The following is a 15771-nucleotide window of genomic DNA, read 5'->3' as shown; positions in this document are numbered from 1 at the left end:
GATCGAGGAAGGCGTGAACGAGAACGCGTTCCTGGTGCCGCAGATCGGCGTCACGCATGACCAGAAGGGGCAGGCGATCGCGATGGTGGTGAACGCCAGCAACAAGGTCGAGCCGCGTCCGCTGAAGACGACCGGCATGCAGGGCCCGAACTGGATCGTCGAAAGCGGCCTGCAAGCGGGCGATCACGTGATCGTCCAGGGCGTCGACAAGGTGCGCCCGGGCGCGACCGTGAAGACGGTCCCCGCCCAGCTCGCACCGGCGGCCGATGCCGCGTCGGGCGCCGCTGCCTCCGCCGCGCCGGCTGCCGCCGGTTCCGGCGCCGCTGCCGCTTCCGGTGCCGCCGCATCGGGCGCCGCGCCCGCGAGTGCCGCCGCTGCTTCGAGCGCGCAATAACAGGGAGCCTGCTTCATGGCAAAGTTTTTTATCGATCGCCCGATCTTCGCGTGGGTGATCGCCATCATCCTGATGCTGGCCGGGGTTGCGGCGATCTTCACGCTGCCGATCTCGCAGTATCCGACGATCGCGCCGCCATCGATCCAGATCACCGCGAACTACCCGGGCGCTTCCGCGAAGACGGTGGAAGACACGGTGACGCAGGTGATCGAGCAGCAGATGAGCGGTCTCGACAACTTCCTGTACATGTCGTCGACGAGTGACGACTCGGGCAACGCGACGATCACGCTGACCTTCGCGCCGGGCACCAACGCCGACATCGCACAGGTTCAGGTGCAGAACAAGCTGTCGCTCGCGACGCCGGTTCTGCCGCAGGTCGTGCAGCAGCTCGGCCTGTCGGTGACGAAGTCGAGCAGCAGCTTCCTGCTGGTGCTCGCCTTCAACTCCGAAGACGGCAGCATGAACAAGTACGACCTCGCGAACTTCGTGGCGTCGCACGTGAAGGATCCGATCAGCCGGTTGAACGGCGTCGGTACCGTCACGCTGTTCGGCTCGCAGTACGCGATGCGGATCTGGCTCGACCCGACCCGCCTGACCAACTACGGCCTCACGCCGGTCGACGTCAGCTCGGCGATCACCGCGCAGAACGTGCAGATCGCGGGCGGCCAGCTCGGCGGCACGCCGGCGAAGCCGGGCACGATGCTGCAGGCGACGATCACCGAATCGACGCTGCTGCAGACGCCCGAGCAGTTCGGCAACATCCTGCTGAAGGTCAACCAGGACGGCTCGCAGGTTCGCCTGAAGGACGTCGCGCAGATCGGCCTCGGCGGCGAAAACTACAACTTCGACACGAAGTACAACGGTCAGCCGACCGCGGCACTCGGTATCCAGCTCGCGACCAACGCGAACGCCCTCGCCACCGCGAAGGCCGTGCGCGCGAAGATCGACGAACTGGCACCGTTCTTCCCGCACGGCCTCGTCGTGAAGTATCCGTACGACACGACGCCGTTCGTGAAGCTGTCGATCGAGGAAGTGGTCAAGACGCTGCTCGAAGGTATCGTGCTCGTGTTCCTCGTGATGTATCTGTTCCTGCAGAACCTGCGGGCGACGATCATCCCGACGATCGCGGTGCCGGTCGTGCTGCTCGGTACGTTCGCGATCATGTCGATGGTGGGCTTCTCGATCAACACGCTGTCGATGTTCGGCCTCGTGCTCGCGATCGGCCTGCTGGTCGACGATGCGATCGTGGTGGTGGAGAACGTCGAGCGCGTGATGGCCGAAGAGGGCTTGTCACCGAAGGAGGCGACCCGCAAGGCGATGGGCCAGATCACCGGCGCACTCGTCGGCGTGGCGCTCGTGCTGTCGGCGGTGTTCGTGCCGGTGGCGTTCTCCGGCGGCTCGGTCGGCGCGATCTATCGCCAGTTCTCGCTGACGATCGTGTCGGCGATGGTGCTGTCGGTGCTCGTCGCGTTGATTCTGACGCCGGCGCTGTGCGCGACGATCCTCAAGCCGATCCCGCAAGGGCATCACGAAGAGAAGAAGGGCTTCTTCGGCTGGTTCAACCGCACGTTCAACAACAGCCGCGACAAGTACCACGTCGGCGTGCACCACGTGATCAAGCGCTCGGGCCGCTGGCTCATCATCTATCTGGTCGTGATCGTCGCGGTCGGGCTGCTGTTCGTGCGCCTGCCGAAGTCGTTCCTGCCCGATGAAGACCAGGGCCTGATGTTCGTGATCGTGCAGACGCCGTCGGGCTCGACGCAGGAAACGACCGCGAAGACGCTCGCGAACATTTCCGACTACCTGCTGAAGGACGAGAAGGAAATCGTCGAATCGGCGTTCACGGTCAACGGCTTCAGCTTCGCGGGCCGCGGCCAGAACTCCGGTCTCGTGTTCGTGCGCCTGAAGGATTACTCGCAGCGTCAGCATGCGAACCAGAAGGTGCAGGCGCTGATCGGCCGGATGTTCGGGCGCTACGGCGGCTACAAGGACGCGATCGTGATCCCGTTCAACCCGCCGTCGATTCCTGAACTCGGTACGGCTGCCGGCTTCGACTTCGAGCTGACGGACAACGCCGGTCTCGGCCACGATGCGCTGATGGCCGCGCGTAACCAGCTGCTCGGGATGGCGTCGAAGGATCCGACGCTGCAAGGTGTCCGTCCGAACGGCCTGAACGATACGCCGCAGTACAAGGTCAACATCGACCGCGAAAAGGCGAATGCGCTGGGCGTGACGGCGGATGCGATCGACCAGACGTTCTCGATCGCGTGGGCGTCGAAGTACGTGAACAACTTCCTCGACACCGACGGCCGGATCAAGAAGGTCTACGTGCAGGCAGACGCGCCGTTCCGGATGACGCCGGAGGACATGAACATCTGGTACGTGCGCAACGGGTCGGGCGGGATGGTGCCGTTCAGTTCGTTCGCGACCGGTCACTGGACGTACGGTTCGCCGAAGCTCGAGCGCTACAACGGCGTGTCGGCGATGGAAATCCAGGGTCAGGCCGCACCGGGCAAGTCGACCGGCCAGGCGATGGCCGCGATGGAAACGCTCGCGAAGAAGCTGCCGGTCGGTATCGGCTATTCGTGGACGGGCCTGTCGTTCCAGGAAATCCAGTCGGGCTCGCAGGCGCCGATCCTGTACGCGATCTCAATCCTCGTCGTTTTCCTGTGTCTGGCGGCACTGTATGAAAGCTGGTCGATCCCGTTCTCGGTGATCATGGTCGTGCCGCTCGGCGTGATCGGTGCGCTGCTCGCGGCCACGATGCGCGGCCTCGAGAACGACGTGTTCTTCCAGGTCGGCCTGCTGACGACCGTGGGCTTGTCGGCGAAGAACGCGATCCTGATCGTGGAATTCGCGCGAGAGTTGCAGCAGACGGAGAAGATGGGGCCGATCGAGGCCGCGCTGGAAGCGGCGCGCCTGCGGCTGCGTCCTATCCTGATGACGTCGCTCGCGTTCATTCTCGGTGTGATGCCGCTCGCGATCAGCAACGGCGCGGGTTCGGCCAGCCAGCACGCGATCGGTACGGGCGTGATCGGCGGGATGATCACGGCGACGTTCCTCGCGATCTTCATGATCCCGATGTTCTTCGTGAAGATCCGCGCGATCTTCAGCGGCGAGAAGGAAGACGTCGACGAGGCGCTGCGCCTGGCTCAGGAGCACTCGCACCACGAAGAGAAGCCGGGCAACGGCGACGAAGGCAACAAGGGACAGTGATGATGCAAAAACACGCTTTGACTGCAATCGCGGTCGCGCTCTTTGCCACGGGCTGCACGATGGCGCCGCATTACAAGCGGCCCGACGCACCCGTCGCGCAGGCGTACCCGGCCGGCGGCGTCTATGCGACGCAGCCGGGCGCTGCCGGCGCGCGCAGCGCGAACGGCCAGGCGGCGACCGCCATCGGCTGGCGCGAATTCTTCGTCGATCCGCGCCTGCAGCGGCTGATCGAGATCGCGCTGAAGAACAACCGCGACCTGCGCGTGTCGGTGCTGAACATCGAGGCGGCGCGCGCGCAGTACCAGATCACGCGCGCAGGGTTGTTCCCGACGCTCGACGGTACGGGCACGGGCAACATCCAGCGCGTGCCGCAGGGTCTTTCGCAGACCGGTGCGCCGTACATCTCGCGCGCCTACAACGTCGGGCTGTCCGCATCGTGGGAGCTCGACCTGTTCGGCCGCGTGCAGAGCCTGAAGGACCAGGCGCTCGCGCAGTACCTGTCGACGTCGTACGCACGGCAGGCGTCGGAGATCTCGCTGGTGTCGCAGGTGGCCGATCAATACCTGACGCTGCTGTCGACCGATGACCTGCTGAAGGTCACGGAGGACACGCTGAAGTCCGCTCAGGCGCAGTACGACCTGACGAAGCTGCGCTTCGACAACGGCACGGGCTCCGAGCTCGAGTTGCGCCAGGCGCAGACGGTGGTCGAACAGGCGCTGTCGAACCAGCAGGCGCAGGCGCGTGCGCGTGCGCAGGCGCTGAACGCACTGGTGCTGCTGATCGGCGAGCCGCTGCCGGACGATCTGCCGGCGGGCATGCCGCTCGACGCGCAGAACCTGCTGACGGACGTGCCGGCAGGCCTGCCGTCGGATCTGCTGACGCGTCGCCCCGACGTGATGCAGGCCGAGCAGACGCTGCTGGCCGCGAACGCGAACATCGGTGCGGCCCGCGCGGCGTTCTTCCCGAAGATCTCGCTGACGGGCGCGTTCGGCACCGGCAGCCCGACGCTCGGCGGGCTGTTCAAGGCCGGCACGGCCGCATGGTCGTTCGCGCCGCAGATCACGATGCCGATCTTCGAAGGCGGCCAGAACATCGCGAACCTGAACCTCGCGCATGTGCAGAAGCGCATCGAGATCGCCAACTACGAGAAGGCGATCCAGTCGGCGTTCCGCGAAGTGGCGGATGGTCTGGCCGCACGCGGCACGTACGACCAGCAGATCGCGGCGCTGGAGCGCAACGAGCATGCGCAGCAGCGACGTTTCGACCTGTCGGACCTGCGCTACAAGAACGGCGTCGACAGCTACCTGTCGGTGCTGACCGCGCAGACGGACCTGTATTCGGCGCAGCAGACACTGATCAGCGCGCGTCTGGCGCGCTGGACGAATCTGGTCGACCTGTATCGCGCGCTGGGCGGCGGCTGGATCCAGCGTGCCGGCGAAACGCCGCGCGCGCCGGATGCGCCGGCCGACTACGACAAGGCAGCTGCTCCGGCGGCGGCGTCGGCAGCGGCGACGAACGGGTAAGCGCAACGCAGGGCAGGCGCGGCTTCGCGCGCTTGTCCTTCGAACCGGCTGTACGCAGAAACGAAAACGCCACGGACGAAGGTCCGTGGCGTTTTTTTTGTGCCGTCGAAGCGTGTGGCGCGAAGCGGGTTGGGTGACGACGAATGCATCGGACTTTCATGATGCCGATCACACCGGGCGCGTTGGCCTGCGTGGCCCGCGCTGCACATCGTCTCCGATGGCCCGCCTCTAGACGCGAGGAGTGGCCGCCGTGAGCACGCCATCTGCTCCGTCGCCCCCAAAGCAAGACGCCACGGCATGCCGTGGCGTCTTGCGTTTACCGCGTTGCGCCGTCGTCGGGCGCGGGGCGATCAGTGGTGCACGTCGACGGGACGCCCGTCGAAGTCGTGTCCCGCGCGCCGGATCTCGCAGCGCGCATCCTTTTCGCCTTTCACGCCGTTGAACACGATGTTCAGGATCACGGCCGAGGCCGAGGCCAGCAGGATGCCGCTGTGCAGGATCGGCGCGAGCGCCGGCGGCAGCTTCGAGAAGAAGTGCGGCGACACGACCGGCACGAGGCCCATGCCGACGCTCACGGCGACGATGAACAGGTTGTGCGAGTTGTTCACGAAGTCGACCTTCGACAGCACCTTGATGCCGTTCGCGGCGACCATCCCGAACATCACGATGCCTGCGCCGCCGAGCACGAACGGCGGTACCGACGCGACGACCTGCGCCATCTTCGGGAACAGGCCGAGCAGCACGAGGATCACGCCGCCCGTCGCACACACGAACCGGCTCTTCACGCCCGTCACGCCGATCAGGCCGACGTTCTGCGAGAACGACGTATGCGGGAACGAGTTGAAGATGCCGCCGATCAGCGTGCCGAGGCCGTCGACGCGCAGGCCGCGCACCAGGCGCTCCTGGTTGACCGGACGATCGACCATGTCGCCGACCGCGAGGAACATGCCGGTCGATTCGATGAACGTGACGAACATCACCGTGACCATCGTCACGATCGACAGCGGGTCGAAGTGCGGCATGCCGAAGTGGAACGGCATCACGATGCCGACCCACGGTGCATGCGCGACGCCGTCGGTATTCACGCGGCCGATCGCGAATGCGATCGCGAAGCCGGCGACGATGCCGAGCAGTACCGAGATGTTCGCGATGAAGCCGCGGCCGAACTTGTTGATCAGCAGGATCAGCGTCAGCACGAGCAGCGACAGGCCGAGATAGACGGGGCTGCCGTACTCGGGGTTGCCGACGCCGCCGGCCGCCCAGTTGATGCCGACTTCCATCAGCGACAGCCCGATCACCGCGATCACGGTGCCGACGACCACCGGCGGGAAGAACCGCAACAGCTTGCCGATCATCGGCGCGAGCACGATGCCGATGATGCCCGCCGCGATCGTCGATCCGAAGATGTCGAGAATGCCGAGGCCGGGGTTCGTGCCGATCGCGATCATCGGGCCGACTGCCGCGAACGTGCAGCCCATGATGACGGGCAGGCGGATCCCGAAGATCCACAGGCCCAGCGTCTGGATCAGCGTGGCGATTCCGCACGAAAACAGATCGGCGCTGATCAGGAACGCGATCTGGTCTTTCGGCAGCTTGAGCGCCGCGCCGACGATAAGCGGCACGGCGACGGCGCCGGCGTACATGACGAGGACGTGCTGCAGGCCAAGCGTTACCAGCTTGCCGGTCGGCAGCACCTCATCGCACGGATGGACCGTGTTCGATTGCATCTGTCTCACTCCATGATCTTGTTTTCGGGGTGATACGAAGTTATGCGGAATGAATCCACGCAACAAGAGCGCTGGGTACTATTCCGTTCTTTGCTGGTTCGATATGCCAATTCGGCATGGAGCAGGGTGTCGATCATCGGGAAACAGCCGCAGGAGTGAGGTTCCCCGGTTTTATAGCCCTTCAAAATAGCGCCGGCCCCCATGTCAAATATGGGCCGCTTTATGGTGTGTATCGGGCCGCGCGCATAGTGGCAAAAACGGGTGTCGAAAAATCGTGCCGGGTTAACCCGCGAACGGCCGCTTTTGCACGCAAGGTGCCGCCCGGTGAAACCCCGGTTTCGACCGCGCATCCGGCGCATCGAGCGGGCGGTAAAAACCGGGGCGCGTATCGCGATCCCGTTATCATCGGGATCCGTTCACACGAATTCACCAACCCGTCATGCGCCTGCTCGGAATCGACCTCGGCACCGGCTCCGTCAAACTCGTCACGCTCGATGCCGACGGCGTCGAGCGGGCAGTCGCGAGCGAACCTTACGCGCTGTCGTCACCGCTGCCCGGTTGGGCCGAGATCGCGCCCGATACGTGGTGGCAGGCGCTCGTGCGCGCGGCCGCGCGGCTGCCGGCCGGCGAGCGCGCGCAGGTCGCCGCGATCGGCTTCTCGGGCCAGATGCACGGCGTCGTGCTGATCGACGCGGCCGGCCGGCCGGTGCGGCCCGCGCTGCTGTGGCCCGACACGCGCGCCGTGCGCGAGGCGGACGCGGCGGTCTGGCCCGATGCACCGAACCCCGTCGCGCCGGGCATGGCCGGCCCGCTGCTGCGCTGGCTGGCCGCGCACGAACCCGATGCGCTGCGCGCCGCGCGCCGGGCCGTGCAGCCGAAGGACTGGCTGCGTATCGCGCTCGGCGGCGACGTCGCGGCCGATCCGAGCGACGCGTGCGCGACCGCGCTGGCGACGCCCGACGGCGCGTGGGATGTCACCTTGATCGACGCGCTCGGCCTGCCGGCCGACCGCTTCGCGCCGGTGCTTGCATCGACTGCGCGCTGCGGCACGCTCGGCGCGCAGGCGGCCGCCGCGCTCGGGCTGCCTGCCGGCGTGCCACTCGCGACGGGCGCAGCCGACACTGCTTGCGCGGCGCTCGGCAGCGGGCTGGTTGCTGCGGGCGACGCATTGCTGACGACCGGCAGCGGCGGCCAGATCGTCGTGCTCGCGGATGCGCTGCCGCCCGCGCGGCGCGGGCTGCATCGCTATCGCACGGCGGCCGGCGGCGGCTACTACACGATGGCCGCGATGCAGAACGTCGGGCTCGCGCTCGAGGCCGTGCGCGGCTGGCTCGGCTATGCGGGATGGGCCGACGCGTATGACGACGCGTTCGCGCAGCCGGCGTCGGAGCGCCTGTGCTTCCTGCCGTACCTGACGGGTGAGCGTTCGCCGTGGATGAACCCCGATGCGCGCGGCGGCTGGCTCGGCCTCGGGCTCGGCGATACGCGCGGCGCGATGATGCGCGCGGCGTTCGAGGGCGTCGCGTTCGCGTTGCGCGCGGGGCTCGACGCGATTCGCGATGCCGATCGCCGCGACCCGGTGACGACGCTGCGCCTCGCGGGCGGCGGCTCGGTCGATCCGCGCTGGCGCCAGCTGCTCGCCGACGCGCTCGGCGCGTCGCTGCACGCGATCGACTGCCCGAATGCCGCGACGCGCGGCGCCGCGCTGCTCGCGGGCGTCGCGATCGGGCACTGGCGGGAAGACGCATTGCGTGCATTGGCGCCGGCCGCGTCGCCGGTCGCGGCACCGCGCGACGACCGCTCGCTGGCCGCGCGTCATGCACGCTTCATCGATCTGTACGCGCGCACGGATGCATGGTTCACGACGGGCGTTTAAACTCGAACACTTGTTCTTTTGCGCCAGCGATGACGCATCGTGGCAAGCCGGCGGCCGTTTCCCGCACGCGGCGCGTGGCGGGACCGGCCATCATGGCGAGCACGGAATGCTTTCTTCGTGTCGCGCGCGATGCCGCGCGGCACGGCTTCGACAACTTTGCATGGAACCCGGCGGGCGCCGATGCGCGCGTGCGGGCCGACCTCACAGACACACAGGAGTGACACGATGAAAACGAAAGCCGCGATTGCCTGGAAGGCGGGTGCGCCGCTGACGATCGAGGAAGTCGATCTCGAAGGGCCGCGCGCAGGCGAAGTGCTGATCGAAGTGAAGGCGACGGGCATCTGCCACACCGACTACTACACGCTGTCGGGCGCCGATCCGGAAGGGATCTTCCCGGCGATCCTCGGCCATGAAGGCGCGGGCGTGGTGGTCGACGTCGGCCCCGGCGTCGGGACCGTGCGCAAGGGCGATCACGTGATTCCGCTCTATACGCCGGAATGCCGCGAGTGCAAGTTCTGCCTGTCGCGCAAGACCAACCTGTGCCAGAAGATCCGCGCGACGCAGGGCAAGGGCCTGATGCCCGACGCGACATCGCGCTTCTCGCTCGACGGCAAGCCGCTGTTCCACTACATGGGGACGTCGACGTTCTCGAACTACATCGTCGTGCCGGAAATCGCCGTCGCGAAAGTGCGCGAGGACGCGCCGTTCGACAAGATCTGCTACATCGGCTGCGGCGTGACGACGGGCGTCGGTGCGGTCGTGTACTCGGCGAAGGTCGAGGCCGGTGCGAACGTGGTCGTGTTCGGCCTCGGCGGGATCGGCCTGAACGTGATCCAGGGCGCGAAGATGGTCGGCGCGGACAAGATCATCGGCGTCGACATCAACCCGAAGCGCGTCGAGCTCGCGAAGAAGTTCGGGATGACGCACTTCATCAACCCGAACGAAGTCGAGAACGTCGTCGACCACATCGTGCAGCTGACCGACGGCGGCGCCGACTACTCGTTCGAGTGCGTCGGCAACGTGAAGCTGATGCGCCAGGCGCTGGAATGCACGCACAAGGGCTGGGGCCAGTCGTTCATCATCGGCGTGGCCGCGGCGGGCGAGGAAATCAGCACGCGCCCGTTCCAGCTGGTCACGGGCCGCGAGTGGAAGGGCTCGGCGTTCGGCGGCGCGCGCGGGCGCACCGACGTGCCGAAGATCGTCGACTGGTACATGGAAGGCAAGATCAACATCGACGACCTGATCACGCACACGCTGCCGCTCGAGCGGATCAACGAAGGCTTCGACCTGATGAAGGCGGGCGAGTCGATCCGCTCGGTCGTGCTGTACTGACCGGGAGCGCACCGTCATGCTCGAACTCGTTTCCTCGCATGCGTGCCACGGCGGCGAGCAGCGCTTCTACCGTCACGATTCGGCGGCCATCGGCCTGCCGATGAAGTTCTCGGTGTACCTGCCGCCGCAGGCGGCGCACGGCCGCGTGCCGGCGCTGTTCTATCTCGCAGGGCTCACGTGCACCGACGAGACGTTCGCGATCAAGGGCGGTGCGCAGCAATATGCGGCGCAGCACGGCATCGCGCTCGTGATGCCCGACACGAGCCCGCGCGGCGCGGGCGTGCCGGGTGAAACCGACGCGTGGGATTTCGGCGTCGGCGCGGGCTTCTACGTCGACGCGACCGTGGCGCCGTGGTCCACGCATTACCGGATGGAGTCGTACGTGACGGGCGAGCTGCGCGAGTTGGTCGCGGCCGAGCTGCCGATCGACGGCGCGCGGCTCGGGATCTTCGGCCACTCGATGGGCGGGCACGGCGCGCTGACGCTCGCGCTGCGCCATCCGGGCCTGTACCGGTCGGTGTCGGCGTTCGCGCCGATCGCCGCGCCGACGCGCTGCCCGTGGGGCGAGAAGGCGTTCTCGGGCTACCTCGGCGACGATCGCGACGCGTGGAAGGCGCACGATGCGAGCGAGCTCGTCGCGCGCGCCGATGCGCCGAAGTTCGCGGACGGCATCCTCGTCGACCAGGGGCTGGCCGATCAGTTCCTCGCGAACCAGCTGAATCCCGACGTGTTCGAAGCCGCGTGCGCGAAGGCCGGCCAGCCGCTGACGCTGCGCCGTCATCCGGGCTACGACCACGGCTACTACTTCATCTCGACGTTCATCGCCGATCACATTGCGCATCATGCGCGGGTGCTGGCTCGGTGAGCCGTCCTTGACGCCACGTCGTTGCGCTTCAACGGGCGACGTGGCTGTCATCCTTCGATATGTACCCGGGGGCACACCCGGAAACATCACCTGCCGCCGCAAATTCGTATTCGTTCTATAGGATATCGAATCGATTCGCCGAATAATGATCGACGATTTAATCGTGGTGAAATTTGTTCGAGCGAGGCTTTGACCTGAATGGGCGACAGGGTTTGCAAGGTGTCAAACGTGTCCCCGAGCCGGGGTCTCCTTCGCTTCGTCATTCACGTCGCATGTATCCTCGGATTGCTCGTCGTTGTCACGATCACCGGAAGCAAGTACGCGTGGATGCATGAAATCGATCCATCCGTCGCGGTCGACGCGATCAAGGACGAAGCTTGCGATCACATGCTTGTCAGCTACGCATTGCTCATGGTCGTTGCGATCACACAGGTCGTGTTGCTCAAGAGAGCCGGGGCCACAGGTGCCAAACCCTGGATCGGGTTCCTGATCCTCGCGGCAACGGTTGTGTGCGCATGGAGAGCGATCTCGTGACGCCATCCGCACGCATGCAACTCGTCATGCCCGGCGCAACAAGCTCGCGCCGTACACGAGCGCCGACAGTGCGGTGATCCAGAAGCTCGTCGGCCAGTCGGTGTGATACGCGAGCACGATGCCGGCCCACGCCTCGAACAGCGCGAACAGCGCGGCGAGCAGCACGCCCGTCGACAGTCGCGTCGACACGTTCTGCGCGGCCGCCGCCGGCCCGACCAGCAACGTGAACACGAGCAGCACGCCGACGATCTGCGTGGCCGCGGCCACCGCGAGCGCGCACACCGCGAGGAACAGCATCGACACCGTGCGCAGCGACACGCCCTTCGCTTCGGCCAGTTCCGGCTGCAGCGACGCGAACAGCAGCGGCCGCGCGATCAGCGCGAGCGCGGCGAGGCTCACCGCGCCGATGCCCGCGAGCACCGCGAGCGTGTCGCGGCTCACCGCGAGCACGTTGCCGAACAGCAGCGCGGTGACCTGCGTCGCGAACGACGTATAGAAATGCAGGAACAGCAGGCCGAAGCCGAGCGCACCCGACAGGATCACGCCGATCGCGACGTCGCGGCCCGCGAGCTTTTCGCCGAGCGCGCCCATCCCGATCCCGGCCGCGAGCGTGAAGCCGACCATCCCCCAGATCGGCGAGATGCCGAGCAGCACCGCGCCCGTCGCGCCGGTGAAGCCGACGTGCGACAGCGCGTGACCGGCGAAGGTCTGCCCGCGCAGCACCAGGAAGTAGCCGACGATGCCCGCGAGCACCGCGACGATCCCCGACGCCGCGAAGGCGTTGATCATGAAGTCGTATTCAAACATCGTGCGAATGCCCGGGATGAGCGTGTCCGTGGTGGTGATGGCCGTGGCCGCCGCCGCCGCCGCCGCCGTGCGAGTGACCGTCGTCGTCCTCGTGTTCGTGGTCGTGTTTCTCGATCTCGACGTCGCCGGACATCACGAAGATCTTGCCGTTCACACGCATCACGTCGATCGGCGACCCGTAGAGCCGCGACAGCACCGGCTTCGTGATCACCTCGTCGACGGTACCGAGCGCCGCGACGCCGTTGCCGAGATACAGCACGCGGTCGAGCGCGTTCAGCAGCGGATTCAGTTCGTGCGCAGAGAACAGCACGGTGATGCCGAGCTCGCGCTGCACGTTGCGCACGAGTTCGACGACGCCGCGCTGGTGGTTCGGGTCGAGGCTGATCAGCGGCTCGTCGAGCAGCAGCAGCTTCGGATTGCCGAGCAGGCACTGCGCGAGCAGCAGGCGCTGGCGTTCGCCGCCCGACAGCTCGGATAGCGGCCGGCGCGCGAGCGTCCGGCCGCCGACGAGATCGAGCACGCGGTCGACGTCGCGGCGCGTGGCCGCGTTCGTGTGCGGCAAGCCCCAGCGGTGGCCGTCGGCGGCCATCGCGACGAAGTCGTAGCCGCGCATCCGGCGGTTCGCGAGGCCGCTCCTGATCTGCGGCATGTAGCCGATCGACGGGTTGCCGCGCACGACCGGCACGCCGCCGACGGACAGCGTGCCGGCCGACACGGGCACGAGGCCGAGCACCGCGCGCATCAGCGTCGTCTTGCCCGCGCCGTTCGGCCCGAGCACGCCGACGAATTCGCCGGGTTCGATCGAGAAGCTGACATCGCGCAGGATCGTGCGCCCGCCCAGTTCGAGCGTGACGCGATCGACGGCGAGTGCGTGGGGAGTGACGGTCATGTCGTTACGGTTAGCTATTACTTGCCGGCTGAAAGCGCGTTGCCGAGCGCGTCGAGCTGGCCGGCCATCCATTGCTGGAAGGTCTTGCCGGCCGGCTGCGTCTCGGTGACGCTGACGGTCGGCACGCCGCCGTCGCGTGCGATCTTCAGCATGCGCTTGGTCATCGGTTCTTCGGCCTGGCTGTTGTAGATCAGTACGTGCACCTGCTTCTTGCGCAGGTCGTTCTCGAACGCGGCGACATCCTGCGCGCTGGCTTCGGTGTTGTTCATCGTCGCGAGCTGGAAGCGCTGGTTGCGCATGTCGAGGCCGATCGCATCGGACATATAGCCGAACACGGGCTCGGTGGCCGTCACGGGCACGCCCTTGTACTTCGCGCGCAGCGCGGCGACCTTGTCGTCGACGGGCTTCAGCGACGCGACGAACTTCTGCAGGTTCGCATCGTAGTCGGCCTTGTTCGCCGGGTCGGCGCGGCCGAGCTCGGTCGCGATCGCGCGCGCGGCCGCCGGCATCGTCGCCGGGTCGTACCACAGGTGCGGGTTGTCGCCGGCCTTCTTGCCGACCAGGTCGGCGACGACGATCGTCGCGCGCTTCGCCTGTTTCGATGCGCCGAGCAGCTTGCCCATCCACGGATCGTAGTCGGCGCCGTTGTAGATCACGACCTGCGCGCGCTGGAGCGCGCGGGCCGTCTTCGGGCTCGCTTCGAACAGGTGCGGATCCTGGTCGGGATTGCTGAGGATGCTCGTGACCGCGACATGGCGGCCGCCGATCTGCGACGCGACGTCGCCGTAGAAATTCTCGGCGGCGACGACGTTGACGGTCGAGGCCTGCGCAACCACGGGCGCGGCGAACGACAGCGCGGCGACGGCGGTGGCCAGCCAGCGGACAGGCGACAGGGCGCGCCGCGGCGCGCGCTTCAGGGCAATGGACATGGAACTCCTCGTTGGAAGGGGCGGCGCGTGGCCGCGCGATACGGCGTCAGCGCTGGGCGGGCTTGCGCTTGCAGTGCCCGCACAGGCCGCTCAGCTCGACGACCTGGTGGTGGACTTCGAAACCGTGTGCGGGCTCGCTCGCGGACAGCTGCTTCGCGAGGTCGCCGCCGGGAATCTCGACGGTGTCGCCGCACGAATCGCAGATCAGGAACTGACCTTCGTGCGGCACGCCGATCTCGCAGCACGCGAGGAACGCGTTCTTCGATTCGATCCGGTGGATGAAGCCGTGCTCGACGAGGAAATCCAGCGCGCGATAGACGGTGGTCGGCGGCACGCGGCCGCGCTGCGGTTCGAGTTCGGCGAGCAGGTCGTACGCGCCGATCGGGCGCTGCGCGGCCAGCACGCGTTCGTAGACCTGACGGCGCAGCGGCGTCCACGCGAGCCCGTGCTCGGCGGCGAATGCGTCGGCCCGGGACAGCCGGGCGTCAATGGACGAGGAGGTAGCCATGGCGTGAAGCAGGGCGATGAAACAAAGTATGGCGATGATATAACGTATCGTCGCGCCGTGCAGCGCGAATTCTCCTTTCCGTTCCCGCTCCGTCCCTTTCACCGCCGCTGCCACTGCGCCGCACCGTGCGCCTCTCGCCTTGTCGAGCGGGCGCGGCGGCGCATCGTCATGCGCCGCTGTGCGGCAGCGCGTCATAGAAAGCCGTCACGTCGTCTTGACAGCGCGTATCGCGTATCCGATCATTCGATCACTAACAGAGCAATTGATCGGTCATCGAGCGTTCGCTCACCTCGTGGCCGTCGTACAGCAGAACGAACCGGAGACAGCCAGTGAGACTGGAAGACAAGGTCGCGATCCTGACGGGCGCCGCAAGCGGCATCGGCGAGGCGGTCGCGCAACGCTATCTGGACGAGGGCGCGTGCTGCGTGCTCGTCGACCTGAAGCCCGCCAGCGGCTCGCTCGCGCGGCTGATCGAGGCGAACCCGGGCCGCGCGGTGGCCGTCACCGCGGACGTCACGCGCCGCGACGACATCGAGCGGATCGTCGCGACGGCGGTCGAGCGCTTCGGCGGCGTCGACATCCTGTTCAACAATGCGGCGCTGTTCGACATGCGTCCGATCCTCGACGAATCGTGGGACGTGTTCGACCGGCTGTTCGCGGTCAACGTGAAAGGGCTGTTCTTCCTGATGCAGGCCGTCGCGCAGCGGATGGTCGAGCAGGGGCGCGGCGGCAAGATCGTCAACATGTCGTCGCAGGCCGGCCGTCGCGGCGAGGCGCTCGTTTCGCACTACTGCGCGACCAAGGCCGCGGTGATCAGCTATACGCAGTCGGCCGCGCTCGCGCTCGCGCCGCACCGGATCAACGTGAACGGGATCGCACCGGGCGTCGTCGACACGCCGATGTGGGAACAGGTCGACGCGCTGTTCGCGCGCTACGAGAACCGGCCGCTCGGCGAGAAGAAGCGGCTTGTAGGCGAAGCCGTGCCGCTCGGCCGCATGGGCGTGCCGGGCGACCTGACGGGCGCCGCGCTGTTCCTCGCGTCGGCCGATTCCGACTACATCACTGCCCAGACGCTGAACGTCGACGGCGGCAACTGGATGAGCTGACGTGATGCCGCTCGCACGCGCAACCTGCCTGCCGGCCCGCGACGAAGCGGCCGCCGGCGAACGAG

At 67.1% G+C, this 15771-nt stretch carries 13 protein-coding genes; 8 read left to right on the top strand and 5 right to left on the bottom strand.

The annotated features are described in order from the left end of the window. The 3 genes from DIE03_RS33450 to DIE03_RS33440 form a co-directional block, all read left to right on the top strand. Nucleotides 1-394 (top strand): HlyD family secretion protein (locus DIE03_RS33450; protein ID WP_185658274.1); only part of this gene is annotated, 394 nt, incomplete at its 5' end. A 15-nt stretch (nt 395-409) separates the two neighbouring features. Next, nucleotides 410-3610, top strand: a complete 3201-nt coding sequence (gene bpeB / locus DIE03_RS33445) for an efflux RND transporter permease BpeB (protein ID WP_124456423.1) — start codon at nt 410-412, stop codon at nt 3608-3610. Continuing rightward, on the top strand, nt 3610-5133 hold the full coding sequence (locus DIE03_RS33440; RefSeq protein ID WP_124456422.1) for an efflux transporter outer membrane subunit: 1524 nt from the start codon (nt 3610-3612) through the stop codon (nt 5131-5133). The genes bpeB and DIE03_RS33440 overlap by 1 nt, the downstream gene beginning before the upstream one ends. 350 nt (nt 5134-5483) lie before the next feature. Here DIE03_RS33440 and DIE03_RS33435 read toward each other — a convergent pair whose 3' ends face one another. Continuing rightward, nucleotides 5484-6860 (bottom strand): nucleobase:cation symporter-2 family protein, encoded by a 1377-nt coding sequence (locus tag DIE03_RS33435; RefSeq protein WP_059497633.1) that lies wholly within the window; start codon nt 6858-6860, stop codon nt 5484-5486. A gap of 439 nt (nt 6861-7299) precedes the next feature. On the opposite strand from DIE03_RS33435, the gene DIE03_RS33430 reads away from it, so the two are divergent. The 4 genes from DIE03_RS33430 to DIE03_RS33415 all read left to right on the top strand — a co-directional run bounded on the left by DIE03_RS33430 (nt 7300) and on the right by DIE03_RS33415 (nt 11467). Then, on the top strand, nt 7300-8736 hold the full coding sequence (locus tag DIE03_RS33430) for a xylulokinase (protein ID WP_124456420.1): 1437 nt from the start codon (nt 7300-7302) through the stop codon (nt 8734-8736). Between the two features lie 225 nt (nt 8737-8961). Continuing rightward, the gene (locus DIE03_RS33425) at nt 8962-10068 is read left to right on the top strand and encodes an S-(hydroxymethyl)glutathione dehydrogenase/class III alcohol dehydrogenase (RefSeq protein WP_006483756.1); all 1107 of its coding nucleotides are present in this window, start codon (nt 8962-8964) and stop codon (nt 10066-10068) included. Between the two features lie 16 nt (nt 10069-10084). Beyond that, entirely contained in the window at nt 10085-10933 is an 849-nt protein-coding gene (gene fghA / locus DIE03_RS33420; RefSeq protein WP_124456419.1) for an S-formylglutathione hydrolase, read from the top strand. 228 nt (nt 10934-11161) lie between these two features. Continuing rightward, nucleotides 11162-11467 carry a hypothetical protein gene (locus tag DIE03_RS33415; protein WP_124456418.1) on the top strand — a complete coding sequence of 102 codons (306 nt, stop codon included), beginning with the start codon at nt 11162-11164 and terminating at the stop codon, nt 11465-11467. Nucleotides 11468-11491: 24 nt separating this feature from the next. Here DIE03_RS33415 and DIE03_RS33410 read toward each other — a convergent pair whose 3' ends face one another. From DIE03_RS33410 to DIE03_RS33395, 4 genes are read right to left on the bottom strand one after another with little or no spacing between them, the layout of a single operon-like run. Beyond that, nucleotides 11492-12274 carry a metal ABC transporter permease gene (locus tag DIE03_RS33410; protein WP_124456417.1) on the bottom strand — a complete coding sequence of 261 codons (783 nt, stop codon included), beginning with the start codon at nt 12272-12274 and terminating at the stop codon, nt 11492-11494. After that, a complete protein-coding gene (locus DIE03_RS33405) occupies nt 12267-13163 on the bottom strand; it encodes an ABC transporter ATP-binding protein (RefSeq protein ID WP_124456416.1) in 897 nt (298 codons plus the stop codon). Before DIE03_RS33405 ends, DIE03_RS33410 begins: the two co-directional genes overlap by 8 nt. Before the next feature lie 17 nt (nt 13164-13180). Continuing rightward, on the bottom strand, nt 13181-14092 hold the full coding sequence (locus DIE03_RS33400; protein ID WP_124456415.1) for a metal ABC transporter solute-binding protein: 912 nt from the start codon (nt 14090-14092) through the stop codon (nt 13181-13183). A 46-nt stretch (nt 14093-14138) separates the two neighbouring features. Further along, nucleotides 14139-14600, bottom strand: a complete 462-nt coding sequence (locus tag DIE03_RS33395) for a Fur family transcriptional regulator (protein ID WP_124456414.1) — start codon at nt 14598-14600, stop codon at nt 14139-14141. Nucleotides 14601-14929: 329 nt separating this feature from the next. On the opposite strand from DIE03_RS33395, the gene DIE03_RS33390 reads away from it, so the two are divergent. Further along, nucleotides 14930-15706: an L-iditol 2-dehydrogenase gene (locus tag DIE03_RS33390; RefSeq protein WP_124456413.1), complete on the top strand. Its 777-nt coding sequence runs from the start codon at nt 14930-14932 to the stop codon at nt 15704-15706. Nucleotides 15707-15771: the final 65 nt, after the last annotated feature.

The sequence above is a fragment of the Burkholderia sp. Bp8992 genome, from assembly GCF_003853705.1.
In the GTDB taxonomy this organism is placed as follows: domain Bacteria; phylum Pseudomonadota; class Gammaproteobacteria; order Burkholderiales; family Burkholderiaceae; genus Burkholderia.
Note: the sequence above shows the minus strand (reverse complement) of the source record. Positions and strands in the feature narration are given on the sequence as shown.

What these genes read in the sequence shown, in the direction of transcription:
- DIE03_RS33395 (WP_124456414.1), bottom strand. Translation starts at nt 14,600, where the DNA reads ATGGCTACCTCCTCGTCCATTGACGCCCGGCTGTCCCGGGCCGACGCA.
- DIE03_RS33400 (WP_124456415.1), bottom strand. Translation starts at nt 14,092, where the DNA reads ATGTCCATTGCCCTGAAGCGCGCGCCGCGGCGCGCCCTGTCGCCTGTC.
- bpeB (WP_124456423.1), top strand. Translation starts at nt 410, where the DNA reads ATGGCAAAGTTTTTTATCGATCGCCCGATCTTCGCGTGGGTGATCGCC.
- DIE03_RS33405 (WP_124456416.1), bottom strand. Translation starts at nt 13,163, where the DNA reads ATGACCGTCACTCCCCACGCACTCGCCGTCGATCGCGTCACGCTCGAA.
- DIE03_RS33440 (WP_124456422.1), top strand. Translation starts at nt 3,610, where the DNA reads ATGATGCAAAAACACGCTTTGACTGCAATCGCGGTCGCGCTCTTTGCC.
- DIE03_RS33435 (WP_059497633.1), bottom strand. Translation starts at nt 6,860, where the DNA reads ATGCAATCGAACACGGTCCATCCGTGCGATGAGGTGCTGCCGACCGGC.
- fghA (WP_124456419.1), top strand. Translation starts at nt 10,085, where the DNA reads ATGCTCGAACTCGTTTCCTCGCATGCGTGCCACGGCGGCGAGCAGCGC.
- DIE03_RS33425 (WP_006483756.1), top strand. Translation starts at nt 8,962, where the DNA reads ATGAAAACGAAAGCCGCGATTGCCTGGAAGGCGGGTGCGCCGCTGACG.
- DIE03_RS33430 (WP_124456420.1), top strand. Translation starts at nt 7,300, where the DNA reads ATGCGCCTGCTCGGAATCGACCTCGGCACCGGCTCCGTCAAACTCGTC.
- DIE03_RS33410 (WP_124456417.1), bottom strand. Translation starts at nt 12,274, where the DNA reads ATGTTTGAATACGACTTCATGATCAACGCCTTCGCGGCGTCGGGGATC.